Here is a 26,017-nt window from a genome sequence, read left to right on the forward strand (position 1 = left end):
ACTCTTCGCAGCGCGTTTCGAGACGGTGTCCAAAGAGCCTTCAGCCCAGCGCTTGCGTTGCGAGCCCGAAGGTCCGGGCGGTGCCCAGCGCGTCGTGATGGTGGCCGCGGATCATCGGCGTGACCGAATCGAAGATCGTCATGCCGCAGGATTCGAGGAAGCCGCCGAAGCGGCCCTGCTCCTGGGCCGTATCGACGCGCAGGAAACTGCCCTGATGAACTTCGACATGCGGGGCGACCAGCGCCACCGCCATGTCGTCATCCTCGGCCACGATCGGACCGACGACATGGCCGCGCCCGAACGGGCGGCAGAGCGCGAAGCCGACGATCTCGCCATTGCGCTCGACGACGGTCCCGACCGATGACGCCAGCAGCGCCGCGATGACGCGGTCGCGGTTGGCGCCATAGGCGCTGGCGTCGAGGCGTATGAGCGCGTCAAGATCGCCTGAGATGACGGGGCGGAGCCCGGGTATCGCGGGAGCGGGCGAGGGCAGCGCCACGGTCCGTCCCTGATGCTGGAAGATCCGGCCGACCGGCTCGAAGCCGAGCGAGCGATACAGGCGATAGCCGGCTTGGGTCGCGCTGAGGCGCAGGTCGCGGTCACCGGACTGCTCGAAAATCGCGTCCATCAGTTGCCGGCCGGCCCCCTGCGCCTGCAGGCGCGGCGAGGTGATGACCATGCCCACCGTCGCGAAGCTCTCGCCGAAGGGCCACCACATTGCAGATCCGAGCGCACGGCCGATCGTGTCGCAGGCGACGAAACCCTGGCCGACGCTCATGATCAGGCGCCAGTCCTCGGGACGATGCGGCCAGCCGACGCTGATCGACAATTGGTGCATCTGGCCGAGATCGGCGTTGCCCATCGGCCGGATGTCGATTTCGTAGCCGAGCCGGCGCTTTGCCGTTCTGTAAGCCAAGGCGTCGGGCCTCATGCGGAATGATCGCAGAGTATAGGGGCGCCGGGCCCGTTCGAGAATAGCATAATTCATACAATACATGGGCTTAGGATGGTGCAAGCTGCGCGGTCGAAGCCCTTCGGCGTTTCGCTTCCGCGCTGCCCGCGTCGAAGCGAGGCCGCCGATTGTCCCGCATCAGCCGACGCCGAGGCCGCCCCAGCGATGAAGCTCGAACCCTATTGGCTGGCCTCCGCGCCGCGCTTTTCCTCCGGCTCCTCCGCGCCGGTCGCGGGCAAGGTCGATGTCGCGATCGTCGGCGGCGGCTTCACCGGATTGTCGGCCGCGCTGGCGTTGGCGAAGGCCGGAGCGAGCGTCGCCGTGCTGGAGGCCGGGCGTGTCGTCGGCGAAGCGTCCGGTCGCAATGGCGGGCATTGCAATAACGGTCTCGCGCATGATCTCGGTGGGCTGGCCGCCAGCATCGGCATCGAGCGGGCCGGCGCGCTCTACCGGGCCTTCGATGCCGGCGTCGACACGGTCGAGGCCCTGGTCGCCAGCGAAGGCATCGATTGCGATTTCACCCGCACCGGCAAGATCAAGCTTGCCGCCAAGCCCGGCCATTTCGCCAAGCTGGAGAAGAGCGCGGAGCTGCTGCAGGCGACGGTCGAGCCCGATCTGGTCGTGGTGCGGCCCGGCGATACCCGCAGCGAGATCGGCTCGGACGGCTTCCATGGCGGGCTCGTTTTTCCGCGCAGCGCCCATATGCATATGGGCCGCTTCGGCGTCGGCCTGGCCGATGCCGCGGCGCGGGCCGGTGCCGCGATCCATGAGGATGCAGCCGTGACCGGGCTGGCGCGTCTGAACGGGCAGGCGCATCGCGTCGTCACGGCACGCGGCACGCTGGAGGCCAAACAGGTGCTGCTGGCGACAGGCGCCTCGCGGCAGGGACCTTTCGCCTGGCTGCGCCGGCGGATCGTGCCGGTCGGCAGCTTCATCATCGCGACCGAGCCGCTCTCAGTGGAGCGCGCGGCCTCGATCATGCCGACGCGGCGTACCGCGACCACGACGATGAATATCGGCAACTACTTCCGGCTGACGCCTGACAACCGGCTGATCTTCGGCGGGCGGGCCCGCTTCGCGCTGTCGAGCCCGACGTCGGATGCCAGGAGCGGCGCGATCCTGCTGGCGCGGATGCTGGAGCTGTTTCCGCAATTGGCGGGCGTGGGCATCGACTACTGCTGGGGTGGGCTGGTCGACATGACCTCGGACCGCCTGCCGCGCGCCGGCGAGCGCGACGGTGTTTTCTACGCTCTGGGCTATAGCGGCCACGGCACGCAGATGTCGGTGCATATGGGGCAGATCATGGCGCGCGTGATGGGCGGCGACGTGGGGGCAAACCCCCTGGCCGGGCTCGACTGGCCGGTGGTACCCGGCCATTTCGGCCCGCCCTGGTTCCTGCCGCTCGTGGGCCTGTACTACCGCTATCAGGATTGGCGGCACTGAGGAGATACTCTCGCCGTCATTCTCGGGCGTAGCGAAGCGAAGACCCGAGAATCTCGCGACGAGAAGGCGCCGGCCCGCGCCCGAATCTGGAAGAGATGCTCGGGTCAAGCCCGAGCATGACGCGCGGTTCTCAGGTCACCGCCTTCTTCTGCCCGCTGGTCGCCAGCAGCACGAGGATGAAGGACGCCGCCGTCAGCAGGGTCGAGATCGAGGCGATGGTCGGGTCGATCTCGTCGCGGAGCGCGGTGAACATGCGCTTGGTCAGGGTCTGGTACTGCCCGCCCGAGATAAAGAGCGCAATGATCGTCTCGTCGATCGCGGAGATGAAGGCGAAGATGCCGCCAGCGAAGACACTGGCCTTGATCTGCGGCAGCGTCACGGTGAGGAAGGCGCGGAAGCGGTTCATGCCGAGGCTGCGCGCCACCATCTCCTGCGTCTTGTCGAAGCTCTGCAACCCGGCGACGACCGAAGTGATGACATAGGGCAGGCCGAGCATGACATTGGCCAGCACGAGCCCGGTCAGCGTCTGGATCAGGCCAAGCTTGGCGTAGATGAAGAAGATGCCGATCGCGATGATGATGATCGGCACGATAAGCGGCAGCATCAGCATCATGTGCAGCGAGCGCATCAGCTTCGTCTGCGAGTTGCTGATGGCATAGGCGGCAGCCGTCCCCAGCGGGGTCGCGACGATGACGGTCAGGAGGCCGATCAGCGCGCTCATCCGCGTCGCCTGCATCCAGTTGGGATTGCCGAAGAACTCGGCATACCACCGCAAAGACAGCGCCGGCGGCGGGAAGGTCAGGAAGCGCGTCGCCGAGAACGACATCGGCACGATGATCAGCAGCGGCAGGATCAGATAGATCAGCACGAGGCCGACGAAGGCGCCAAAGAGCAGGCGGGGGAGAAGCGGCTGTTTCATTTCTGGCCCAGCATCTTGTCGAGCGGGATGATCCGGCCGACAGCCAGGAAGATCGCGAGCACCGCGACCAGCAGCACGACGCCGACGGCACTCGCCGCACCCCATTGGTTGTAAAGCTCGACGTTCCGGCTCACGACCATCGAGATCATGATGGTGCGGCCGCCGCCGAGCAGTTCCGGCGTGATGTAGAAGCCGAGCGTCAGCACGAAGACCAGCGTCAGGCCGGCGACGACACCGGGCAGCGACAGCGGCAGGAACACGCGCAGGAAGGTGTGAAGCGGACCGCCGCCGAGGCTCGCGCCGGCCAGCATCAGCTCGCGCGGGATCTTCTGCATCGTCGAATAGAGCGGCAGCACCATGAAGGGCAAAAGGATGTGGACGGTCGCGATGACCGTGCCGAGCTCGTTATGGACGAGGGCCAGCGGCTCGCTGATCAGCCCGAAGCGCTCGAGCATCTGGTTGGTGACGCCGGTGCGCTGCAGCAGCACGAGCCAAGCATAGGCTCGCACCAGCACGCTGGTCCAGAACGGCAGGATGACGAAGCTCAGGATCAGCACGTCCCAGGGCCGCTTCACATGGGCGGCGGCATAGGCGACGGGGTAGCCTAGGACGAGCGTCAGCACCGTGACCATCAAGGCGATGCGGAAGGTCAGCCCGAAGCTGCGCCAGTAGATGTCCTCGCTGAAGATGCGGCGGTAGTGCTCCAGCGTGAAGCCGTTTTCATAGACCGACTGCGTCATCAGCCAGCCGACCGGGATCACCACAAGGGCGACGATGACGATCACCGCGGGCGAAGCGAGCAGGAGCATCAGCCCCTGTTCGCGGCGCCGGTAGCGGAGGGATGGGTCGATGGCGGTCATGGGGTCTCTCTCGTCATGCTCGGGCTTGAACCGAGCATCTCCTGCAAGAGGTTCTCGGGTCCGCGCGACGCGCGACCCGAGAATGACGTCATGTGTCCTGGCTCACTTCTGCGCGAAGGAGAGCCAGCGCTTCTCGGCCGCCTCGCCGGCAGCCGAGGTCCACCAGGCATAGGACATCAGGGCCTGGACCTTGGCGTTGGCCGGCGCGCTCGGCAGCTCGCCGACGCGGGCGGCCGGAATGACGCCGGTGTCATAGGCCTTGGGGTTGGCCGGGCCGTAGTCGATATGCAGGGGCAGGTTGGCCTGATGCACCGGGTCGACCGCCTCGTTGAGGAACTTGATCGCGGTCGGCAGGTTCGGAGCGCCCTTGAGAACGCAGAGCGAGGTGCTCTGCAGGATGCCCTGGTTGTAGGTGTAGGCGACCTTGGCGCCTTCCTTCGTCAGCGCGCTGATGCGGCCGTTCCAGGCCATCACCATGTCGACCTCGCCATCGTTGAGGAGCTGGGCCGACTGGGCGCCGGATGTCCACCACACGGTGATGTGCGGCTTGATCTCCTCGAGCTTCTTGAAGGCGCGGTCCACGTCGAGCGGGTAGAGCTTGTCGGCGGGCACGCCGTCAGCCATCAGCGCGGCTTCGAGCGTCGCGAGCGGGTGGTTGCGCAGCGAACGCCGGCCCGGAAATTTCTTCACGTCCCAGAAATCGGCCCAGGTCTTGGGCGCTGCCGCCGCGTCCGGGAACTTCTTCAGGCTGTAGCCCATGACGCTGGAATAGAACTCGTAGGCGACCGAATAGTCGCTGCGATACTCAGCCGGCATCGCGGCGGCGTTGGGGATCTTGCTGAAGTCGAGCTTCTCTAGAATGCCCTGCTCGCCGCCGCGCAAGCAGAAATTGGTGGCGACGTCGACGACGTCCCAGGTCGGCTTTCCGGTGGCGACCTGCGAGCGCATGATCGGCCAGGCGTCGGGCACGCTGTCCTGGTTGATGGTGATGCCGAGCTTCTTGGCGCTCGGATCGAGGATCGCGATGGTCTGCGCCTTCTGGTAGGCGCCGCCCTGCGAGACGAACATGATCTGTTCGGCCGCCTGGGCGGAGAGCGGGCTCAGCAGAGCCAGGGACAGGCCCGCGGCGGCGCAGGCGGTCCGAATGGTCAGGCGTCGTTCTGGCATGTCCTCAATCCCCTGTTGTTGGATCGGATCTTCGAAATCTACCGTCCGATCGCGTCTAGAAACTGGTACCAGCCGGCGACCATGCGGACGGCCGGCTCTCGAAGCGGGTAAAATGGAACGCGCCGCATGCGGCTGGCATCGAGCAGGCCGACATCGGGGCGCTCGCCCCGGGCGAAGGCGTCGAGGTAGCGCCCCATCAGGCTCGACATCGCGACGCCCGCGCCATTGTAGCCCATGGCCAGCATGACCCGGTCGTCGATGCGCCCGACATGGGGCACGGAGTCGAGCGTCATCGCCACGAGGCCGGACCAGCGATAGGCGAGGGGCACATCGGCGACCTGCGGGAAGATGCCGACCATCGCCTTGTGCAGTGCGCGGAACGCGGCCGGCGAATCCGTCTTGCCGAAAGCCCCGCGTCCGCCGAAGACGATGCGGTCGTCGACCATGCGGAACCAGCGCATCATGCGCTTGGTCTCCGTGTAGGTCCGCCGCGTCGGCATCACGCTGGCAGCAAGATTGGGCGAGAGCTTTTCCGTCGCGATGATGGCGCTGCGGAACGGAATGAGCGTGCTCTGATAGGCTTTTGTCGCTGGCGTCAGGTCAGAATAGCTGTTGGTGGCGATGATCGCCTGTTTCGCCCGGACGGTGCCGCCCGGCGTCTCGACCAGCACGCCATCGCCGTCCCGGCGCAGGCGAAGCGCGGGTGTCCCGGCATGGATCGGAATGCCGCGACCGGCGACGCCTTCGGCGAGGCCATGCAGGTAGTTCAGCGGGTGGATGCCGCCAGAGCCGGCATTGAGAACGCCGCCGACGAAGCCGGCCGAGCCGGTTTCGTCGCGAACGGCATGCTCGCCCAGCACGGACATGGTGGTGTCGCCCAACTCGCTGCGAAGCCATTCGGCTTCCTTGACGGCATAGGCCAGCGTCTCGTGGTTGTGGGCTGCCTTGACCTGGCCGGAGCGGGTCAGATTGGCCGCGTCGATGCCATAGGTCGCGACCAGTTCCGAGACGATATCGGTCGCCTCCAGGGCGATATCGTACATTCTTTTCGCCATCGGCTTGCCGTGGGCGGCGGCAATGGCGGGGAAGGAGATGCGGAATTTCGCGGTGATGACGCCGCCATTGCGGCCGCTCGCGCCCCAGCCGGGGCGGTTGGCCTCCAGCACGATCGACGACAGGCCGCTCTGCGCGAGATGGTGCGCGGCGGACAGGCCGGTATAGCCGGCGCCGATGATGACGACATCGGCCTGCGTGTCGCCTTGCAGCGGCGAAAGCTCGCGCAGCGGCGCAGCCGTCGCGCCCCAGAGCGAGGGCGCTGCCTCCAGAGACTGCCAGGCAGGGGCGCTGCTCAACGGTTCAAACCCCGGCCTCGACCGCGTCGGCGAGCGCCTTCAGGGTCGGGAAATGGTAGTCCGGCTTGGTGATCTGCGGCACCGCCGGCGTGCCGCCGAAGCCCTTCTGGCCCTGGCGCCGCTCGATCCAGCAGGTGGTGTAGCCAAGCGACTTGGCGACGCCGATGTCGTGATACTGGCTCTGGGCGACATGCAGGATCTCTTCCTGCTTGTAGCCATGGGCCGATTGCCGGCCGCGGTTGAAGGCGAAGAACAGCGGGTCGGGCTTGGGATGGATCGCCTCGTCGGCGGTGACACTATCGTGGAACGGGTTGCCGAGCGTGTGCGCGTAGAAGGTGAAGGTCGAACGGTCGGCATTGGTCATCGCGACCAGCCGGAAATGCTTGCGCAACCGGGCCAGCGCCGCGACCGAATCCGGGAAGGCCGGATGCTGCAGGATGGCGTACTGGAAGGAGTCGGCGGAGGCCTCGTCGGCGGGCAGACCCAGTTCCGGGGCGAGGTGGAGGTAGACCCGCTTCATCGCTTCGCTGGAGCGGTCGTAGTTGAGCTCGCGGCCCCTCAGATAAGGCGCGAAGATCTCGTCATCGGTCAACTTGGCGGCGGCGGGGCCGCCGATGCGGCGGACCGCGTTCAGGACGCCGGTCTCGAAATCGATCAGCGTGCCGACGACGTCGAATGTGAGAACCTTGAAATCGCGGAGGGCCATGATGCGAACTTCTCTTGTGGCTGCGAGTCTGATGTGTTGGGATGATGGGCCTAACCGCCCGCCTTCGACACGACGATGGTGTCCTGCGGGTGGATGCTGATCTGGACGCGCTCGCCGATCGGCGGGACGCGACGGGCGGCCTCGAAATGGCTGGGTTGGCGCAGGCTGAGCGGCGTGCCGTCGTCGAGCGCGAGGAAAACGCGCAGGCTCTCGCCCTGGAAGACGATGTCGGTGACGCGGGCCGAGAAGCGGTTGCGCTCGGGCGCGCCCGAGCCGTCCTCGATCAGGAGCTTTTCGGTCTGTACGGCCAGCACCAACTCGCCCGTGGCGGGCAGGGGCCGGGCCGTCCTGATGACCGAGCCGGCGAGCGAGACGCTGTCCTGACTGACGCGATCGACCGGCAGCAGCGTCGCCTCGCCGATGAAGCTCGCCACGAAGGCATTGGCGGGGTGATCGTGCAGGCGCTTGGGCTTGTCGATCTGGACGAGCTTGCCGTCCTTCAAAATGGCGACGCGGTCGCTCATCGTCAGCGCCTCGCGCTGGTCGTGGGTGACGTAGATGATCGTCGCGCCGAGCCGCTTGTGGAGCTGGCGCAGTTCGATCTGCATGGTCTCGCGAAGCTGCTTGTCGAGGGCCGAGAGCGGCTCGTCCATCAAGATCAGCCGCGGCTCGAAAATCATGGCGCGGGCGAGCGCGACGCGCTGGCGCTGGCCGCCGGAGAGCTGGCCGATGCCGCGCTCCTCGTACCCGGCGAGATCGACCATCGCCAGTGCGGCGCGCACCCTCTCGGCATAGCTCGATTTCGGCAGGCGCCGTGCCCGCAGCGGGAAGGCGACGTTCTCGCCGACGCTCATATGCGGGAAGAGGGCGTAGTTTTGAAAGACGATGCCGATGTCGCGCTTGTGCGGCGGGGTGAAGGTGACGTCGCGACCGCCGAACAGGATCTGGCCGGCGGAAGGCTGAACGAAGCCGCCCAGAATCCCGAGAAGCGTCGTCTTGCCGGAGCCGGAGGGGCCAAGCAGCGAGACGAATTCCTGCGGGGCGATGTCGAGCGAGACGTCGTCCAGCGCCCGCACCGATCCGTAGATCTTGCTGGCCGACCGGATCTCGACGCGTTCGCCGCCACTTTTCGCCATTGCCTGCTCCCGTTGCGATACAGCGACACCGCGCAAGCGCGTGGGCAAAGACGGTTTCCGGACCAGCCCATAAGTCGATCTTATGTAGCTGGTGCCTCGACCGATCCGCCGCCCGGCAACGCGGACCCCTTCGTGCCCGTCGCCGCAAGCTGCATTCGACAGGGGTATCAAAGGGATTTGCGGAGCCGGCGGCAATTGCCAAATAATCAGGATATGCATAACCTGATGTAATGTCAGACCTGCGCCGCATGGTGTCTTCGAGCAACGCGCTCTTCGTCTTCGAAGCGGCGGCGCGCAGCGGCAGTTTTACACGCGCTGCCGAAGAGCTGAACGTCACGCAGCCGGCGGTGAGCCGCATGCTGTCGCGCTTCGAGGGGTACCTCGGATTGCGCCTGTTCGAGCGCAACGGAAAGGGGGCCGTGCTGACGCCTGAGGGTGAAATCCTCTATCGCAGGGTCGCGGATGGCTTCCGCAGCATCGAAGCAGGCCTGCGCGAGGTCGAGCAATTGCGCGGCGGCAAGGAGACGGTGACGATCTCGGTGTCATCGGCCTTCACCACGCATTGGCTGATGCCGCGCATGGACCGTTTCCAGCAGCGCTTTCCGAGCGTCGACCTCCGCTTCCAGATGATTGCGGGGTCGTTGCGCGGGGTGGTCGAGAATGTCGATCTCGGGATGCGCTTCGTCGCGGTCGACGAGCCTGTCCCGGCCGAGGCGCTGGTGATCCGCGAAGTCATGCTGCCGGTGTGCAGCCCGGGCTATCGTTGCGAGCCGGGGGCGGCCGAGCAGGCGGCGAGCGGCAACACCGTGATCCAGCTGACCGATTCCCCGACCGACTGGGCAAGCCAGAATACGCCCTTCGCCACCGGCCGGTCTGGACCGGACAAGGCCCTAAGCTTTTCGGACTACGCCGTCGTGGTGCAGGCGGCGTTGCTCGGGCAGGGCGTTGCCTTCGGCTGGATCACCGTGATCTCGCATGCGCTGAAGTCGGGTGCACTGGTCCCGGCGGGCGGCCGTCTCACGGTCGGCGAGCGCCTCTGCGTCCTGCTGACCCCGCGCAACCGGCCGGCGCGGCCGATCGTGCGCGACATCCGCGACTGGATGGTCGCTGAACTGCTGGCGGAAATCGCCGCGATCGACAGGCTCTATCCGGCGCTCGGGCTGAAGGCTGCTGTGGCGTGAGCGAGCCCGCTCAAACGCCGATATCGATCAGCACGGTCTTGTGCCGGAGATTGGCTTCCACCGCCTGGCGGCCGAGATCCTTGCCGATGCCAGAACTCTTGTAGCCGCCGGTCGGCAGGATGAAGTCGAGCGTGCGGTTGTAGCGGTTGATCCAGACCGTGCCGGCCTTCAAGGCGCGCATCGCCCGCAGGCCGCGGCCGAGATCGGCGGTGTAGACGCCGGCCGCGAGCCCGTATTCGGGATGATCGGCCAGCGCGAGGCCCTCCGCCTCGTCGTCGAAGGCCTGGATCGTCAGTACGGGGCCGAAGACCTCCTCGCGCACGGCAGCCGTCGCGGCCGTGACGTTGGCGAGCAGCGTCGGCTGGTAGAAGGCGCCACCATACCCCTCGATGCGCCCGCCGCCCATGAGGCATTCGGCGCCCTGCCGGCTGCTCTCGGCGAGGATGCGGTCGATGCGCCGTGCCTGCAGTTCCGAGATGATCGGCGCGTAGCCGGTGTCAGCTTTCCAGGTCGGGCCGGGCTTCACGCCACCGAGCTTCGCCTTCAGCCGATCGATGAGCTCGGCCATGACTGCGCGCTGCACGATCAGGCGTGAGCCGGCAACGCAGGCCTGGCCGGCATTGGCCAGCAGCGAACCGGCGATGCAGCCGGCGGCCTTCTCCAGATCGGCATCGGCGAAGACAAGCTGCGGGCTCTTGCCGCCGAGTTCGAGCGTCACCGGCTTGATGCCGCTTTCGGCTGCTGCCTTCATCACCGCGACGCCGGTCCGGGTCGAGCCGGTGAAGGAGAACTTGGCGATGCCGGGATGGCGCGAGAGCGCGTCGCCCGTTACCGCGCCGGTACCTTGCACGACGTTGAAGATGCCGGCGGGAATGCCGGCCTCGACCGCGAGTTCCGCCAGTCGCACGGTCGAGAAGGGCGTCAGTTCCGAGGGCTTGAGCACGATGGCGTTGCCGGCGGCGAGCGCCGGGCCGACCTTCCAGGAGGCCATGCTGAGCGGGAAATTCCAGGGCGTGATCGCGCCGACGACGCCATAGGGCTCGGACACGATCAGGCCGAGATGGTCGCTGCGGGTGGCGGCGACGTCGCCGCCGAGCTTGTCAGCCCATTCCGAGAAGAAGCGGATGCCCTCCGCGACGCTGGCGACATCGCCGGTAATGGCCTGGACGATCGGCCGGGTCGAGCCCAGCGCCTCGAGCCGGCCGAGTTCGACAGCGCGCTCCTCGATCAGCTCGGCCCAGCGGCGCATGGCGCGGGCGCGTTCGCGCGGCGGGCGGCTGGCCCATCCGCTGCGCGCGACGGCCTGCGTCGCATTCGTCACGGCGCGATCGACGGTATCGGCCGTCGCGACCGGCAGCTCGGCATAGTCGACGAGATCGGAGGGGCGGGCGACCGGAATGCGGTCCCCGGCCGGCACCGTCTCGCCGCCGATGTAATGGCCGGTGGCGAAGGCGATCGAGTCCGGCGCGAAGTCGGCGGTCGTCACAGTCCGACCAGACCCGGCAACTGCGCGATGCTGGAGATCTCCGTGTAGCCGTAGAAGTCGATGCCGGGCTCATGGCCGCGATTCACGAAGACGCGTCGGCCGATCTTCATGTCATAGGCGGTCATCAGGTCGTAGCGCAGGCTCGATGAGCAGTGCATGACGTCAGCCGGCGCACAGCCGAGGCTGTCGAACATATACTCGAAAGCGCGCTGCAGCGGCTTGTAGGCCTGCGCCTCCTGCGCCGTATAGGCGGCATGGAAGGGCGCGCCGAGCTTGGCCACCGAATGCGGGATCAGGTCGGTCATCGAGTTCGAGAGCACGACCAGCGGAATCTTGCCGCCGATCGTCGCCAGGCCGCCGGGCACATCGGGATGCGGGATCCAGCTCGGAATCTCAGCATAGATTGCTGCGGCATCAGCCGGGTCGAAGGGGATGTTCCAGGCCTTGCAGCTCCGCTCGACGGCGTTGTCGATCACCTCATCGAAGGGCTTCCAAGCGCCGAGAACCTCGTCGAGGCGATAGCCACGGAAGCTTTCGAGAAAGCCCTCGAGCACGGGGCGCGCGAGCCTGTCGCCATAAACCCGGCGCGCGGCGGGCCCCATCTGGAAGTCAATCAGCGTGCCGTAGCAGTCGAAGGTGATGAATTTCGGCCGCCAGGTGGTCATGGGTCCGCTCGCTTGCTTGGAGGGCGGACGATGTGCCGCCGATGGCCTGAGCCTAGCGGTGCAGCGTGGCGGCTGGCGCGCATTTCCGGGGGGGGCCGCCCAAGATTATGCCGATCGCAGCGGCTGCCGCAGCATGGATTGCTGCCTCGCTCGCGCGGCGTCAGAACTCGCCGACCTCGCCCTGCGAACCGTCGAGCAGGCGGGCATGGCGGAAGGGGCGGGGATCGACGATCGGCGTGTCGCCGGTGGCGAGGTCCGCCGCGAGATGGCCGGCGCCAGGGCCGAGCCCGAAGCCGTGGCCGCTGAGGCCCGCCGCCAGGACGAGCCCCTTCAGCCCCACCGTCGGCGAAATCACCGGCACGGCATCTGGAGTGGAATCGATATAGCTGCCCCAGCTTTCGCGCACCGCGACGCTTCGCAGCGCCGGCACCAATGCGTGGGCACGTTCGAGCAGGGTCGCGAGCGCCTTGCGGCTTGGCGCCGGATCGAGCACGCGGATGCGCTCGAACGGGGTTTCCTTGTCCAGGCTCCAGCGGCCGAGTGCCTCGGGGCCGTTGAAGAAGGAGGCGCCGATGCCGAGTTCGACCGCCTTCAGCCGCTTCAGGAACATAGGCATGAACTGGCGGGCATAGCGGATGCCCTGCGGGGTCAGTTCGAGCGTGCCCTTGCCGCTGATCGCGATGGTGTAGCTGCCGTCGAGGCGGCGGGTCAGCGCGATTTCGGGCGTATAGAAGGCGTCGAGCCAGGCGGGCGCGATCTCGGTACGCAGGCTGGTGGCGCGGATGCTGGCCTGCGGGAAGACGATGCCGTGATGGCGGCAGAAGCCTGACGCCCAGGCGCCGCCCGACAGGATGACCGAGCCGGTGCGGATCATGCCCTTTTCCGTCACCACGCCGGTGACAGCGCCGTTGGTGACGTCGAGGCCGCGCGCCGCGCAGCCTTGATGAACGGTCGCGCCGAGCTTCCGCGCGCCCAGCGCCAGGACGGGCGCGGCCAGCGCCGGCTCGGCCTTGCCGTCCGTCACCGAATGCACGCCGCCGAGCCAGTTGCGCCCGGTGCCGGCGGTCATCGCGGAGGTTTCCTTGCCGGTGAGCATGCGCGTCTCGACGCCGAACTGCCTTGCGGTTTCGCGCCAGCGCTCCCATTGCGTGATTTGCGCAGCGTCGTTGCTGGCATAGACCAGCCCGCAGCGGCGAAAGCCCAGATCCTCGCCGATCTCCGTGGCAAGGCTGTCCCACATTTCCATCGAGCGGATCGCGAGCGGCAATTCGCGCGCGTCGCGGTTCTGCTGGCGGCACCAGCCCCAGTTTCGGCTCGACTGTTCGCCGCCGACGACGCCCTTCTCGACGAGGGCGACCGAGCGGCCGCGTTTGGCCAGAAAATAAGCTGCGGCCGCGCCGACGATGCCGCCGCCGATGACGACGACATCGGCTTCGGCCGGCAGTCGCGCATCGCTGTCGATGCGCTTGATGGTCGGGCTCATATCGGTCTCCGGCAGCTTCGAGCCCGATTCTCTAGCGGGCCCGGGCGATGCTGCCTTGGATCATTTTCGCATCATCGGGCCAAAGCGGCCTCGATGCAGGCCGCGATCGCGAACAGCGCCTTGTCGCCGCTGGTCTCGCCCATCAGCATCAAACCGACCGGAGCCGCGCCGGGCGCGTTGCACGGCAGGCTGATCGAGCAGCGGTCGAGGAAATTGCCCGTGCTCGGATTGCGCAACAGCAGCGCGTTCAGCCGGAAATATTCGGCATCCTCGGCGAGTTCGGCAATGCGGGGGGCCACGATCGGGCAGGTCGGCATGAGCAGGGCGTCATACGGGGCGGTCAGCGCGTCCATGGCCGCGATGATGCGCCGACGCGCCGCGCTCAGCGCGACATAGTCGGCGGCGGTCATGTCGGCGCCCGGCTCGATGCGGCTGCGCACGCGCGGATCGTAGAGATCGCCCTTCCGCGCCAGCAGGTCACGGTGCCAGTCGAAGGATTCCGGGCCGGTGAAGCCACCCCGGCTCATGGCGGGCCCGATGTCGAGCAGGGGCTGGAACGAGACTTCGACGATCAGCGCGCCTTGCGCCTTCAACGTCGCGACCGCACGCTCGAAGGTGGCGGTGACGGTCGCGTCCATGCCGTCGCGCATGATCTCGCGCGGGATGGCGAGCCTGAGGCCGGCGAGCGGGCGCGACACCGGCAAGACGGGCTCCTCGCCGGCCAGAATCGCATCGACGATGGCACAGCAGGAGACGCTGGCGCCGAGTGGCCCGAGCGAATCGAGGCTGGCCGAGAGCGGCACGACGCCGCCCAGCGGCACGCGGCTGGCCGTCGGCTTGTAGCCGACGATCCCGCAGAGCGCCGCCGGGATGCGGCAGGAACCGCCAGTGTCGCTGCCGAGCGCGACCACCGCCATGCCGTCTGCGACCGCGACGGCAGAGCCGGAGGACGAGCCGCCGGGGATGCGGGCTGAGGAGCGGTCCCAAGGGCTGAGCGGCGTGCCGTAATGCGGGTTGGCGCCGATGCCGGAATAGGCGAATTCGGTCATGTTGGTGCGGCCTACGGGCACGAAGCCGGCGGCCAGCATGCGCGCGATCGTGGGCGCATGGGCCTGCGCCGGAGTAGCATCGGCAAGGGCGCGCGAGCCCGCCATGCTGCGTTCTCCGGCGACGTCGTAGAGATCCTTCACCGCGATGGGGATGCCGGCATAGGGGGAGGCCGCGCGGCCGGCCCGGCGCAGGGCGTCCTGGGCATCGGCCGAAGCGCGGGCGGCTTCGCCCGAGACCGAGATGAAGGCGCGAGCCCCTTCACCGGCGGGGTCGGCGATCTTCGCCAGGCATTCCTCGACCAGGCTGCGCGAGGTCACCGCTCCCGTCGCGAGGTCCTCGGCGCAGCCTTGCACGGTTCGCAGCATGATCGTCTCTCCGCTTTCGTTCAGGCCTCCGGCTTATCGCCACGGCCGACCGAAATCCATGCGTGCCTGCGCATGGGGATCGGTGTCGTCCGTCGCCTCACATCAGGCCGGGTTCGCCGAGGTCGGTGCCGTCGACCAAGCGGCTGTAGCGGAAGGGGTGAGGATCGACGATCGGCGCGTCGCCCGCGACAAGGTCGGCCGCGAGCCGGCCGGCGGCCGGGCCGATGCCGAAGCCATGGCCCGAGAAGCCGGCGGAGACGTAGAGGCCGGGCAGCTTGTCGATGTCGGAGATCACCGGCACCCAGTCCGGGGTGAAGTCGATCAGGCCGCCATATTTGTGCACGATCTTCACATCGGCGAGCTGCGGATAGATCTCGCCGATGCGCTTCATTGCGAAGCTGATCAGCTTCTCCTGCGGCGGCGGATCATAGGTGCGCATGCGCTCGAAGGGCGAGATGCTGTCGTTGCTCCAGCGCATCAGGGCCTCGGGGCCGGCGAAGAAGGTCTTGTCGGCGCGGATGGTCAGCAGCCTGTGGCGCTTCTTGAAGGTGCGCCAGAACGGCTTCGCATACATCATGCCCTGCGGGCTGAGGCGGAGCAGGCCGCGCCCGCTGATGCCGATCGTATAGCCGCCGTCGAGGCGCCGCCGAAAGGTGACGTCGGGCGTCGAGATGCCGCCGACCGTGATCTCGGGCGCTGGCGCGGTGAAGAATGATGTCGACTGCACACCAGCCAGCGGCATGTCGATGCCGTGATGGCGGCAGAACATCGAGGTCCAGACGCCGCCGGCAACGAGCACCGCGCTCGTCCTGATCGTGCCTTTCTCGGTGACGACTGCCGAAACCCGCCCCGCCGAGGTTTCGAGCCCGCGTGCCGCGCAATCCTGATGGATCGTCACGCCGAGCCTGCGGGCCGCCTCGGCAAAGGCAGGGACCGCCAGCGCCGGCTCCGCCTTGCCGTCCGTCGGCGAATGCACGCCGCCGATCCAGTTCTCGGTCGAGCCCGGCGACATCGCCTTGGCCTCGGCGGCCGAGAGCACGCGGCTGTGCATCTGCATCTCGCGCGCCTTGTCGATCCAGTTCGACCAGGCATCGAGGTCCGCCTGCTTGGTCGTGACATAGACCAGGCCGGTGCGGCGGAAGCCGGTGTCGGCGCCCAACTCCTCGTTGAGCCCGTTCCACATCTCGACAGCGCGCTGGGCAAGCGGCAATTCGCGCAGATCACGGTTCTGCTGGCGGCACCAGCCCCAGTTCCGGCTCGATTGCTCGCCCGCGACATAGCCCTTTTCGACCACGGCCACGGAATGGCCCTTCTTGGCGAGATGGTAGGCGGCGGTGATGCCGGCGACGCCGCCACCGATGACGACGACATCGGCGGATTGCGGCAGCGTCTCGTCGCTGCGGATACGGGTGACCGGGGGCGACATCGGGTTTCAGAATCCTTCGGTAGGGGCTGGCGACGGGACCCCGATACCATCGCATCCCGACAGAAGCCTATGCCAAAGGCGCGGGTTGAATCGGCATATTCTATGCACCTGCCGCAGACGATCGGTGTTCGATACCGCCAGCGCCGCCTAGCCTGAGAGGAAGGCCGATAATCGGCCAACCGCGATCACCTGCCGCAGAAGCAGGCTCATCGCTCATAACGAGGGGTTTCCGATGACCAAGCACTCTGACGGCAAGTCTTGCGGCAAGTCTCGCGGCAATTCGACACTCGCGCTCCCGATGCCTGCCATCCATCGCCGCGACATGCTCGCGCTCGGTGCCGGCGGCCTGCTCGCGGCTTCGGGTTTCGGCGGCGCCCGTGCCCAGACCAAGGCGGCCCCGCCGCCCCCCGCCAAGCCCACCGGCCAGGTCGTGGTCGGCCTGTCGCAGGAGCCGACCGCCTTCAATCCGCTGATGCCCGGCATCGAGGTCGACGAGACCGTCTGGATGCAGATCTTCAACACGATGTGGCTGGCGCAGCCCGACGGCTCGCTCGTGCCTGACCTCGCCGTCGAAATTCCCAGCGAGGCCAATGGCGGCATCTCCGAGGGCGGCCTCGCCTGGAAGGTGAAGCTGCGCGAGGGCGTGACCTGGCATGATGGCGCCCCCTTCACCGCCGAGGACGTCAAATACACGCTCGAGTTGATCAATGCGCCGGGCTTCAAGGCGCGCACGCGCGTCGGCCACTCGCTCGTCAAGGACATCAAGGTCACGGGCCCGCTGGAAATCTCCTGGCGGATGGAGAAGGCCTACGCACCCTATCTCGCGCTGCTCTCCAACACCTTCATCGTGCCCAAGCACCTGCTCGAGAAGGCGGCCGATCCGAACACCGCGCCCTATAACGCCGCTCCGGTCGGCACAGGCCCGTTCAAATGGGGCACGCGCACGCCGGGCGACAACATCCAGCTCGTCGCGAACGAAAAGTATCACGGCAAGGGCCCCTATCTGGAGCGCGCCGTCCTGAAATACGTGCCCGACCAGACCGCGCTCTACGCCCAGTTCCGGACCGGGCAGGTGGACCTGATCATCGGCACCGGCATCCCGGCGAATTTCTATGCCGAGGCGGTCAAGCTGCCGGGGCGCAAAGTCATGAAGATCCCGAGCGCTTCGCTCGAAATCCTTATGCCGAACCTCGAGAACCCCGTGCTGAAGGACAAGGCCGTCCGCAAGGCGCTCTACGCTTCGATCAACAAGCAGGCGATCATCGACATCATCTATTACGGCCTGCACACCCCGACCGAATCCTTCGCGCCGCAGGAATCCTGGGCCTACAACCCCAACCTGCCGAAGCAGAGCTACGATCTCGCTCTCGCCAACAAGATCCTCGACGATGCCGGCTGGAAGCGTTCGGGCTCGGGCACGCGCATGAAGGACGGGGTGCCGCTGACCTTCGCCGTCTCGACCACGACAGGCGCGGCGCTGCGCGAGCAGGCCCAGCAGCTGATGATGCAGGACTGGCAGCAGATCGGCGTCAAGATGACGATCAACAATATGCCGGCCGCGGTGATCTGGGGCGACTTCTACACCCGCTCGAAATTCGACTCGCTGCTCGTCGGCACCGCCTTCCGCACCGTGATTGATCCCGATCCGGCGCATCGCTTCGGTTCGGACGCGATCCCGGCGAAGAACGGCAACGGCGCCAACCAGATGCAGTGGCAGAACGCCGAGGCTGACGCGCTGATGAAGGATGGCCAGACCACTTTCGACCAGGCGAAGCGCAAGGCGATCTACGTCAAGCTCCAGGAACTTGTCCGGGAGGAGCTGCCGATCCTGCCGATCTACCAGTACGCTCCGGTCGAGGGCTACAAGGAGGGGCTGATTGGCTTCGAGCCCAACGTCAATGCTCGCCAGAATACCTGGAACATGGGCGTCTGGTACTGGGCGCGCTGAGCCGATGACGCGCTCCGTCCGGGTGACCGCGCCTAAGCCTCGTCTCGAAACGAGCTCGTATCCGACATGAGCTCCTTTCTCCTGCAAAGGCTGATGCAGGCCTTGCTGCTGCTGCTCATCGTTTCGATGATCGGCTTCGCAATCCTTCATCTGGCGCCCGGCGGGCCGATGTCGCAATTCGCGGCCGGCGGCGACATGACCCAGGCCGATCTCGACCGCATCGCGGAACAGCTCGGCCTGAACCGGCCGCTGCCCGTCCAGTATGCCGAATGGCTCTGGCGAATGCTGAGCGGCGACTGGGGCAATTCCTATCGCGACCAGCAGCCGGTTCTGCACATCATCGCCGGCCATCTCGGGCCGACGCTGGAACTGATGCTGACCTCGACGCTGCTCGCCATGCTGCTCGGCGCCTGGATCGGCATCATCGGGGCGGTGAACCGCTATTCGCTGTTCGACGGGATCGCGACGATCGGCACCATGATCGCGCTCTCGATCCCGACCTTCTGGTTCGGGCTCGTGGTGATCTATGTCTTTTCAGTCGGGCTCGGCTGGCTGCCTTCGGGCAACCGCTTCACCATCGGTGACGGTTCCTTCCTGAACCGGCTGCACCATCTGATCGGGCCCTGCATCGTGCTGGCGTTGGTCTCGACAGCGGTCTGGAGCCGCTACATGCGCTCCTCGATGCTCGACGTGATCAACCAGGATTTCGTCCGCACCGCCCGCGCCAAGGGCGTGCCGGAGCGGCGCATTCTGATGACGCATGTGCTGCGCAACGCGCTCCTGCCGATGATCACCATCACCGGGCTGCATGTGCCCTCGCTGCTCTCGGGGGCGCTCGTCACCGAGACGGTGTTCACTTGGCCCGGCATGGGCCGGCTTTTCCTCGATTCGATCAGCTATCGCGACTACCCCGTCGTGATGGGCATCCTGATGTTCACCGCCGTGATGGTGCTGCTCGGCAGCCTGCTTGCGGACCTGCTCTATGGCGTCGCCGACCCACGCATCGCCAGGAGTGGCCGATGAGCCTCGATCCGACCGTCGACGCCGTGCCGGTTCGCGAGGATGGCTTCTGGAACGGGCGCGCGATGCGCCGTTTCCGGCGGCACAAGCTCGCGGTCTTCGGTGCGATCGTGATCGTGCTGATGACGCTGGCCTGTGCCATCGGGCCGCTGCTTCTGCCCTATAGCGACACCTTCATCGACATCCGCCAGCGCTTCGCGCCCCCCTTCGGTGGACCCCATGTCCTTGGCACGGACCCGCTTGGGCGCGACATCCTTGCGCGGCTTTTGATGGCCGGCCGGATTTCGCTCTCGGTCGGCTTCTGCGCGATGGTGCTGTCGATGGGCATCGGCATCATGGTCGGGCTCGCAGCCGGCTTCTACGAGGGCGTGATCGGGGCGGCGCTGATGCGCTTCGTCGATGCGATGCTGTGCTTTCCCTCGATCTTCCTCCTGCTGGCGATCTCGGCGCTGATCTCGCCCTCGGTGCCCTCGATCGTGATGCTGATCGCGATGACCTCCTGGATGGAGGTGGCCCGTGTCGTTGAGGCGCAGATTCGCTCGCTCAGGACGCGCGAGTTCGCGCAGGCCGCCGTCGCAATGGGGTCGAGCAACCTGCGCATCATGATGCGCGAGCTTTTGCCCAACGCGATCGCGCCCATCGTGGTCGCAGCCACGCTCAATGTCGCTCATGCGATCCTGGCCGAAAGCTACATCTCCTTCCTCGGTTACGGCATCCAGCCGCCGACGCCGAGCTGGGGCAACATGCTGGAGAACGCGCAAAGTTATCTCACCAGCGCACCCTGGCTCGCGATCATCCCAGGCGCGGCGATCACGCTGGCGGTGACGAGCTTCAACTTCGTCGGCGACGGGCTGCGCGATGCGCTCGACCCGCGCATGGACCTGCCGTGACCGAGCCTGCCGTGACGGGTTCCGTTTCGGCGCTCTGGCGCTATCCGGTCAGCTCGATGGGTGGCGAGCGGCTGGGGCGGGCGCCGATCACGGGCGCCGGCTTGGAAGGCGACCGGATCTGGGGCCTGCTCGATGCGGACAATGAGCGCATCGCCTCGCCCGGGCGCGAGAAGCACTTCATCCAGGTCCCGAGGGGCCATGCCCGGTTCACCGGCGACGGCGTCGCAATTTCGGCGGACGGCTTACATTGGGCTCGGCCGGACGACGCGGCTGCGCTGGCGGCGCTGTCGAATCTCTTCGGCTTCATGCCGGTGCTGAAACCCTTCGTGCCGTTCGGCGGCGAGGGCTTCCGGCCGCGTTACGAGCATGCGCCGATCCATCTCATCACCACGGCGGGGATGCGCAGTCTGGAACGCGACATGCCGGGCAGCGTCATCGACGAACGCCGCTTTCGCCCCAATATCGTCGTCGACTGGCCCGACGGGCCGGAGGCGATGCCGGAGCAGGGCTGGATCGGCCGTGAGATCCGGATCGGCGAGGTGGTGCTGCGAGGCCGAGAACCCTGCGGCCGCTGCGGCTTCATCACGCTCGAGCAGGACGGCCTGCCGCTCGACGTCGAATTACTGCGGACGGTGGTGAAGCGCTACGGGCGCCATTTCGGCATCTATTGCGACGTGCTGTCGGCCGGCGAGATCAGGTCAGGCGACGCGGTCGGCGTCGCCGGCTGAACGGCTCTACTCCGCCGCCTGCAAGATCTCCGGGACCTGCGGATAGTCGCGCCGGACCGCTGCGAAGGCGGTTGGGACATCGCCTTCGTTGGCTGTGTCGCGGATCGCGGCGAAGACCTTGGTCTTGACGAAAAAGCGCCAATGGACCGGCAGAGCCGCGAGCAGACGCGTCAGCGCGTCGTAGTTGCGCACATGCCAGACGCTCTCAAAGGCGTCGCGCTCGGGACCGAAATGAAAATGCGTGTCATGAGCGCGCGCCTTCAGCGCGGCCCTGCGCGCCTGGGTCGCGACTTCGTTGACGGCGCCCTCGCGGATGACGACACCATAAAGCGAGGCCGCCTTCTCTACGCCGACATAGCCGCGCTCGACATCGAGCAGCACGCGCTCCGGCTCGCGATCAAGTGGCGAATCGCGGCCGCCGCCGCCCGGCGAATGGATGTGGATGATGTCGCCGGGCTCGGCGATGGCGATGTCGATGTTGCCCAGCACCCGTTCGTTGGCGGCGCCCGGATTGATGATGAAGTTCGAGGTCTCGGCCGAAAGCCCGCCAAGCGTGCCCCAGGGCCGGAAATGCGAGCGGTCCCGGTTGCGCACTGTGATGCGCGAGTTCGGCGCGAAGACCTTGAACTCCATCACGGTGGCGAGCCCGCCGCGCCAGCGCCCGGCGCCACCGGAGTCCGGCAGGAGCCCGTAGCGCACGAACTGGATCGGCACCTCGGTCTCGGTGATTTCGATCGGTGTATTCTTGAGGTAGGCCGCATCGGCGCCGGAGCCGTTGGGGCCGTCGCGATGCGGCATGCCGCCGCCGCCGCCGACCACAGGGTTGATCGCTGCGATGACGCTGCGATGGGTGCGCTCGTCGGTCGTCATCACATTGACGATCGAGCTGGAGCCGGCAGGCGCTGCGGGCATGCGCTCGGGGATCGCGAGGCTGAAGGCTCCGAAGATCAGGCTGCGCAGCCTTGCGCAGGTCAGGCTGCGCATCCCGACTGCGGCCGGGAAGGACGGGTTCAGCACCGTGCCTTCCGGCGCGATGCAGGTGAAAGGCCGGGTCAGGCCGGAGTTCAGCAGAAGCTGGGGGTTCAGCGTGTAGAGGACATAATAGACGCCGACGAGCAGCAGCGTGTGGCGCGGGTCGGAGCCGGTCGGCACGTTGAGCGAGGAACCGAGCTGCGGGTCGGAGCCGGTGAAATCGAGGATCGCCTCGTCGCCCTTGATCGTCAGCGTCAGCTTGAGGCGGCAGGGATTGCCGTCGACCCCGTCTTCGTCGGCATAGTCGGCGAAGACGTATTCGCCGTCGGGCATCGAGCGCAGGATCTCGCGGGCCTGATGCTCAGCATAGTCCATCAGGCCGTCGAGGCCGTCCATGAAGCCCTTGGCGCCGAACTTTTTGACCATCGCCAGAATCTTGCGTTCGCCGGTGTTGAGCGCGCCGGCCAGCGCCTTGAGGTCGCCCATGTTGAGATGAGGCTTGCGGACGTTCATCGACATGATCGCCAGCACCTTCTCGTCGAAGGCGCCGTCGCGCATCAGTGTCATCGGCGGGAAGCGGATGCCCTCCTGATGGATCTCGGTCAGCGAGCGCGACAGGCTGGCGGGCACGGCGCCGCCCATGTCGGTGTTGTGGACGTGGCCGCCGACGAAGCAGACGATCTCGCCCTCGTGGAAGATTGGCTTCCACAGATGCGTGTCGGGCGCGTGGGTCGCGAGATAACCGCTATAGGGGTCGTTGGTGAAGGCGATGTCGCCCGGCCTATACTCCTCGACGAGGTCGATGGCGCGATTGTAGTTCATGCCTGGATACCAGGTCGCGCCCAGATCCATCGGCACAGCGACGACACGGCCGGTCCTGTCCATCACCATCACAGTGAAGTCCTCGGTCTCCTTGACGAAGGTCGAGTGCGCCGTGCGGTAGAGCGTGTAGGCCATGCTCTCGGCCGCGGCCCGGCAATGGTTCGCCAGAACCTGCAATGTGACCTTGCCGACCATGCTCAGGCCTCCGAACGCAGGATGAGGTGAAGGTTGAGCCAGGCATCGACCTCGGCCCCAAACCCTTCCGGGATGCAGACGGTGGTGTCCTGTTGGGCGACCACGGCAGGGCCTTCGAAGCGATGACCGTTGCGCAGGGCGTCGCGGTGATAGAGCGCGACCTCGCGCTTCGCTCCGTCGAGCCAGACCTCGATCATCCGCTCTGGCGTCGCCGTGGCTGTCACCGCTTCGGCTGCGGGCGCGAGGTCCGGGCGCGGGGTGGCACCGCTGACGACGAGGCGCAAGTTTACGATCTGGACTTCGGCGGCGACGTCATTGAAGTCGTAGATCGCCAGATGCTGGCGGTGGAACGCCTCGGTGATGGTGGAAAGGTCGCCATCCACCAGCCAGCCTTCGGACAGCGGCACCTCGATCTCGAAGGACTGGCCGTGATAGCGCATGTCGGCAGTCAGGGTCTCTACCACAGGCCCAGCGAAGCGCTGATCGTCCCTGATCCAGGCCAGCCCGTCCGTCTTCAGCCGCGCCAGCGCGTTGCGCAGGACGGGTAGGGACTCCGGCACGGCAGCGGCGAAGACGGTCTGGATGAAGTCGCCCTTCACATTGGCGATCAAACCGCCGAGCGCGCTGACCACGCCGGGGCGGTGCGGCACCAGCACGCGCGGGATGCCGAGTTCGCGCGCCAGGAAGCAGCCGAGCATCGGGCCGGCGCCGCCGAAGGGCATCAGGGTGAAATCGCGCAGGTCGACGCCATAGCGCGCGACCAGCTTGTTGACCTCGACGAACATCTCGGAGACCGCGACCGCGATAATCGCCTCGGCGGTGGCCTGCGGGGCGAGGTCGAGTCTGGCTGCGAGTTCGCCGATCACGGCGTCGGCGCGGGCGCGGTCCATGCCGATCTGGTTGTAGGCCAGCGGCGTATGGCCGAGGAAGCCGCTGGCCGCCATTGCGTCGGTGACGGTGGCGCGCGTGCCGCCGCGTCCGTAGCAGGCGGGTCCCGGCGTGGAGCCCGCGCTTTCCGGGCCGACCTTGAGCACGCCGAAAGCATCGGCCCATGCAATCGAGCCGCCGCCGCTGCCGATCGAGGTCACCGAGACCGAGGGCAGGAAGAGCGGGAAGTCGCCGACGACCTCGCCGGTGCCGAATTGCGGCTGGCCGTCAATGATCAAGGCGAGATCGGCGCTGGTGCCGCCGATATCGAGCGTCAGGATGTTGCCGACGCCAGCCTGTTCCGCCAGCCAGGCGGCGCCGATGACGCCGGAGGCCGTGCCCGAAAGCAGCATGTTGACGCAGGCGCGCTTGCCCGTCTGCGCGTTCATCACGCCGCCATTCGACTTGGTCAGCATCGGCCCGGCCGGGACGCCGCGCGAGGCCAGCGCGCCTTCCAGAGCGGTCAGGTAACCTGCGACGCGGGGATGGACGTAGCCGTTCAGGATGGCGGTGGTGGTGCGCTCATATTCGCGGATGACCGGCCACACCTCGCTGGTGGTGAAGACGAAGAGCTCCGGTGCCATCTCCGCGATCAGGGCCCTGGCCTGCGCCTCATGCGTGCCGTTGCGGTAGGCATGCAGGAAGGAAACGATGACACCGTCTACGCCCTTGCCGCGGATGGCCTCGACGATGGCCGCCAATCCCTCGATGTCGAGCGGTTCGGCGATCTCGCCGCTGGAGAGTTGCCGCTGCCGCACGCCATAGATGCGGTCGCGCGGAATAAGCTGCTCGGGTCTGGCGCAAAACAGCGAATACATCTCGGGCATGCGCAGGCGCGCCAGCTCGATGACGTCCTCGAAGCCGGCCGTGGTGATCAGCGCGAGCCGGCTGCCCTTGCGCTGGATGATCGTGTTGATGCCGACAGTGGTGCCGTGGACGAAGGAGGCGACCTCCTCCGGCGCGACGCCGTGGCGCTCATGCAGCAGGCCCAGCCCGTCGAGCAGTTCCTTGCCCGGCTCGTCCGGCGTGGTCAGGACTTTGATGGTCTCGAAGCGGTTGGTCCCGGTCTCCAGGGCGCAGAAGTCGATGAAGGTGCCGCCGATGTCGACGCCGATACGCCAGCTCATGATCCGCCTGTGTGCGAGAGGTCGGTGCAGTGTCGGGGTTAGAGGCGGCTGGCGTCAAAGAGCAAAGCTCCCGGATCGCATAAGCCTCGCTTATGGATTTGGCGTAACGGGCTGGTCGAGGCCGAGCTGCCGACAGGCCGTGCGCAGATGGGCGCGCAGCAGATCGTGGCTGCGCGAGAGTGGCCGGCGCGTGCTGGTCAGCAGGCAGAGCGGCAGCGAGACCTCCGGCAGGAAGGGCCGCGTCACCAGCCCCGGGAAGCTGTGCCAGGGCAGCAGGCCATCGACCACGGCGACGCCGAGCCCCTGCTGGACAAAGGCGAGCGCGATGATCGAGACGTCGATTTCCATCTCGGGCTGGAAAGCGATGCCTTCGCGCCCAAGCGCTGCGCGCAGCAACTGGCCGGGAAGGGAGGTGGCGCGGTAGGAGATCAGCGTCTCGCCCTCGAGGTCGGCAGCTGCGATCGCATCCTGCCCGGCCAGGCGATGGTTGGCGGGCAGTACGCAGACGATGCGCGTGCGGCCGATGATCTCGGTATCGATGCCGGGCACCGGCTCATCGGTCATGGCGATGCCGAGACCGGCCTGGCCGTCATCCAGCATGCTCATGACGATCTCGGCCGGCACGACATAGGACAGGATGCGCATGTCCGGATGGGCGGCGCGAAAATGGCGCAGGGCCTCGGGCACGAGGGAGAGCGATGGGGGCGCCGAGGCGGCGAGGCGCACGATGCCGGCCTTGCCGTGGCGCAGATCGCCGGCCCGGCGCCGCAGCGCCTCGAGATCGCCGAACAGACGCTCGACCTCGGGATAAAGGTCCTCGGCCTCCGGCGTCGGGATCAGCCGACCCTTGACCCGCAGGAACAGCTTGAAGCCCAGTTCGTCCTCGGTGTGCAGCAGGATCTGGCTGAGCGCCGGCTGCGACACGTTCAGCGCCTCGGCGGCGCTGGTCAGCGTGCCGCAGCGCATCACCATCCTGAAGACTTCGATCTGCCTCGCGCGCATCGCTTTTCCGTGTCGGCCCGCGATGGCCGCGCGCATGGCGCAACTCGACAGCCGGATTCGCGCCGATGCAAGGGGTGAGGTTTTGGGCGTGCTCGTTTGCGCCTTAAGAATGCGTTACGCATCCTGCGCGGGCGGTTTCGGCTGTGATTGTTTTATAATCACTTTTTGTGCGCATGCATACATGTTGCATGCGTA

21 protein-coding genes are annotated in these 26,017 nt (G+C 66.9%); 6 read left to right on the forward strand and 15 right to left on the reverse strand.

Features of this window, described 5'->3' with window-relative positions; all coding sequences use genetic code 11:
• Positions 1-40 precede the first annotated feature (40 nt).
• Entirely contained in the window at positions 41-916 is an 876-nt protein-coding gene (locus C8D03_RS18170; protein WP_181301079.1) for a GNAT family N-acetyltransferase, read from the reverse strand.
• A gap of 201 nt (positions 917-1,117) precedes the next feature.
• Here C8D03_RS18170 and C8D03_RS18175 point away from each other — a divergent pair, with 201 nt between their 5' ends.
• Complete coding sequence (locus C8D03_RS18175) at positions 1,118-2,395, forward strand: NAD(P)/FAD-dependent oxidoreductase (protein WP_108048344.1); 1,278 nt, start codon at positions 1,118-1,120, stop codon at positions 2,393-2,395.
• A 130-nt stretch (positions 2,396-2,525) separates the two neighbouring features.
• On the opposite strand, the gene C8D03_RS18180 is transcribed toward C8D03_RS18175, so the two are convergent.
• The 6 genes from C8D03_RS18180 to C8D03_RS18205 form a co-directional block, all read right to left on the reverse strand.
• Entirely contained in the window at positions 2,526-3,314 is a 789-nt protein-coding gene (locus C8D03_RS18180) for an ABC transporter permease (RefSeq protein WP_108048346.1), read from the reverse strand.
• The gene (locus C8D03_RS18185; protein WP_248308521.1) at positions 3,311-4,174 is read right to left on the reverse strand and encodes an ABC transporter permease; all 864 of its coding nucleotides are present in this window, start codon (positions 4,172-4,174) and stop codon (positions 3,311-3,313) included. Before C8D03_RS18185 ends, C8D03_RS18180 begins: the two co-directional genes overlap by 4 nt.
• Positions 4,175-4,276: 102 nt before the next feature.
• Positions 4,277-5,341, reverse strand: a complete 1,065-nt coding sequence (locus C8D03_RS18190; RefSeq protein WP_108048348.1) for an ABC transporter substrate-binding protein — start codon at positions 5,339-5,341, stop codon at positions 4,277-4,279.
• 38 nt (positions 5,342-5,379) lie between these two features.
• Positions 5,380-6,693: an NAD(P)/FAD-dependent oxidoreductase gene (locus C8D03_RS18195; RefSeq protein ID WP_108048350.1), complete on the reverse strand. Its 1,314-nt coding sequence runs from the start codon at positions 6,691-6,693 to the stop codon at positions 5,380-5,382.
• A 4-nt stretch (positions 6,694-6,697) separates the two neighbouring features.
• A complete protein-coding gene (locus C8D03_RS18200; protein ID WP_108048352.1) occupies positions 6,698-7,399 on the reverse strand; it encodes an HAD-IA family hydrolase in 702 nt (233 codons plus the stop codon).
• A gap of 50 nt (positions 7,400-7,449) precedes the next feature.
• Positions 7,450-8,535 carry an ABC transporter ATP-binding protein gene (locus C8D03_RS18205; protein WP_108048354.1) on the reverse strand — a complete coding sequence of 362 codons (1,086 nt, stop codon included), beginning with the start codon at positions 8,533-8,535 and terminating at the stop codon, positions 7,450-7,452.
• Between the two features lie 230 nt (positions 8,536-8,765).
• Between C8D03_RS18205 and C8D03_RS18210 the strand changes: the two genes are divergently transcribed.
• Positions 8,766-9,716: a LysR family transcriptional regulator gene (locus tag C8D03_RS18210; protein WP_108048356.1), complete on the forward strand. Its 951-nt coding sequence runs from the start codon at positions 8,766-8,768 to the stop codon at positions 9,714-9,716.
• Between the two features lie 10 nt (positions 9,717-9,726).
• On the opposite strand, the gene C8D03_RS18215 is transcribed toward C8D03_RS18210, so the two are convergent.
• The 5 genes from C8D03_RS18215 to C8D03_RS18235 form a co-directional block, all read right to left on the reverse strand.
• Positions 9,727-11,202, reverse strand: a complete 1,476-nt coding sequence (locus tag C8D03_RS18215; protein ID WP_108048358.1) for an aldehyde dehydrogenase family protein — start codon at positions 11,200-11,202, stop codon at positions 9,727-9,729.
• Entirely contained in the window at positions 11,199-11,867 is a 669-nt protein-coding gene (locus tag C8D03_RS18220) for a haloacid dehalogenase type II (protein ID WP_108048360.1), read from the reverse strand. Before C8D03_RS18220 ends, C8D03_RS18215 begins: the two co-directional genes overlap by 4 nt.
• A 160-nt stretch (positions 11,868-12,027) precedes the next feature.
• Positions 12,028-13,350, reverse strand: a complete 1,323-nt coding sequence (locus C8D03_RS18225; protein ID WP_108048362.1) for an NAD(P)/FAD-dependent oxidoreductase — start codon at positions 13,348-13,350, stop codon at positions 12,028-12,030.
• Positions 13,351-13,421: 71 nt separating this feature from the next.
• A complete protein-coding gene (locus C8D03_RS18230; RefSeq protein WP_108048364.1) occupies positions 13,422-14,765 on the reverse strand; it encodes an amidase in 1,344 nt (447 codons plus the stop codon).
• Positions 14,766-14,862: 97 nt separating this feature from the next.
• On the reverse strand, positions 14,863-16,191 hold the full coding sequence (locus C8D03_RS18235; protein WP_108048366.1) for an NAD(P)/FAD-dependent oxidoreductase: 1,329 nt from the start codon (positions 16,189-16,191) through the stop codon (positions 14,863-14,865).
• A 298-nt stretch (positions 16,192-16,489) separates the two neighbouring features.
• Between C8D03_RS18235 and C8D03_RS18240 the strand changes: the two genes are divergently transcribed.
• From C8D03_RS18240 to C8D03_RS18255, 4 genes are all read left to right on the forward strand, one after another.
• Entirely contained in the window at positions 16,490-18,139 is a 1,650-nt protein-coding gene (locus C8D03_RS18240) for a peptide ABC transporter substrate-binding protein (protein WP_108051814.1), read from the forward strand.
• A gap of 66 nt (positions 18,140-18,205) precedes the next feature.
• Complete coding sequence (locus tag C8D03_RS18245) at positions 18,206-19,162, forward strand: ABC transporter permease (protein ID WP_108048369.1); 957 nt, start codon at positions 18,206-18,208, stop codon at positions 19,160-19,162.
• Positions 19,159-20,049 carry an ABC transporter permease gene (locus tag C8D03_RS18250; protein WP_108048371.1) on the forward strand — a complete coding sequence of 297 codons (891 nt, stop codon included), beginning with the start codon at positions 19,159-19,161 and terminating at the stop codon, positions 20,047-20,049. The genes C8D03_RS18245 and C8D03_RS18250 overlap by 4 nt, the downstream gene beginning before the upstream one ends.
• Positions 20,046-20,777, forward strand: a complete 732-nt coding sequence (locus C8D03_RS18255) for an MOSC domain-containing protein (protein ID WP_108048373.1) — start codon at positions 20,046-20,048, stop codon at positions 20,775-20,777. The genes C8D03_RS18250 and C8D03_RS18255 overlap by 4 nt, the downstream gene beginning before the upstream one ends.
• A gap of 6 nt (positions 20,778-20,783) precedes the next feature.
• Here C8D03_RS18255 and C8D03_RS18260 read toward each other — a convergent pair whose 3' ends face one another.
• The 3 genes from C8D03_RS18260 to C8D03_RS18270 form a co-directional block, all read right to left on the reverse strand.
• Entirely contained in the window at positions 20,784-22,766 is a 1,983-nt protein-coding gene (locus C8D03_RS18260) for a hydantoinase B/oxoprolinase family protein (protein ID WP_108048375.1), read from the reverse strand.
• Between the two features lie 2 nt (positions 22,767-22,768).
• Positions 22,769-24,820, reverse strand: coding sequence for a hydantoinase/oxoprolinase family protein (locus C8D03_RS18265; protein WP_108048377.1), 2,052 nt, complete (start codon positions 24,818-24,820; stop codon positions 22,769-22,771).
• 90 nt (positions 24,821-24,910) lie between these two features.
• On the reverse strand, positions 24,911-25,822 hold the full coding sequence (locus C8D03_RS18270) for a LysR family transcriptional regulator (protein WP_108048380.1): 912 nt from the start codon (positions 25,820-25,822) through the stop codon (positions 24,911-24,913).
• Positions 25,823-26,017: the final 195 nt, after the last annotated feature.

It is taken from the genome of Bosea sp. 124, assembly GCF_003046175.1.
Lineage (GTDB): Bacteria > Pseudomonadota > Alphaproteobacteria > Rhizobiales > Beijerinckiaceae > Allobosea.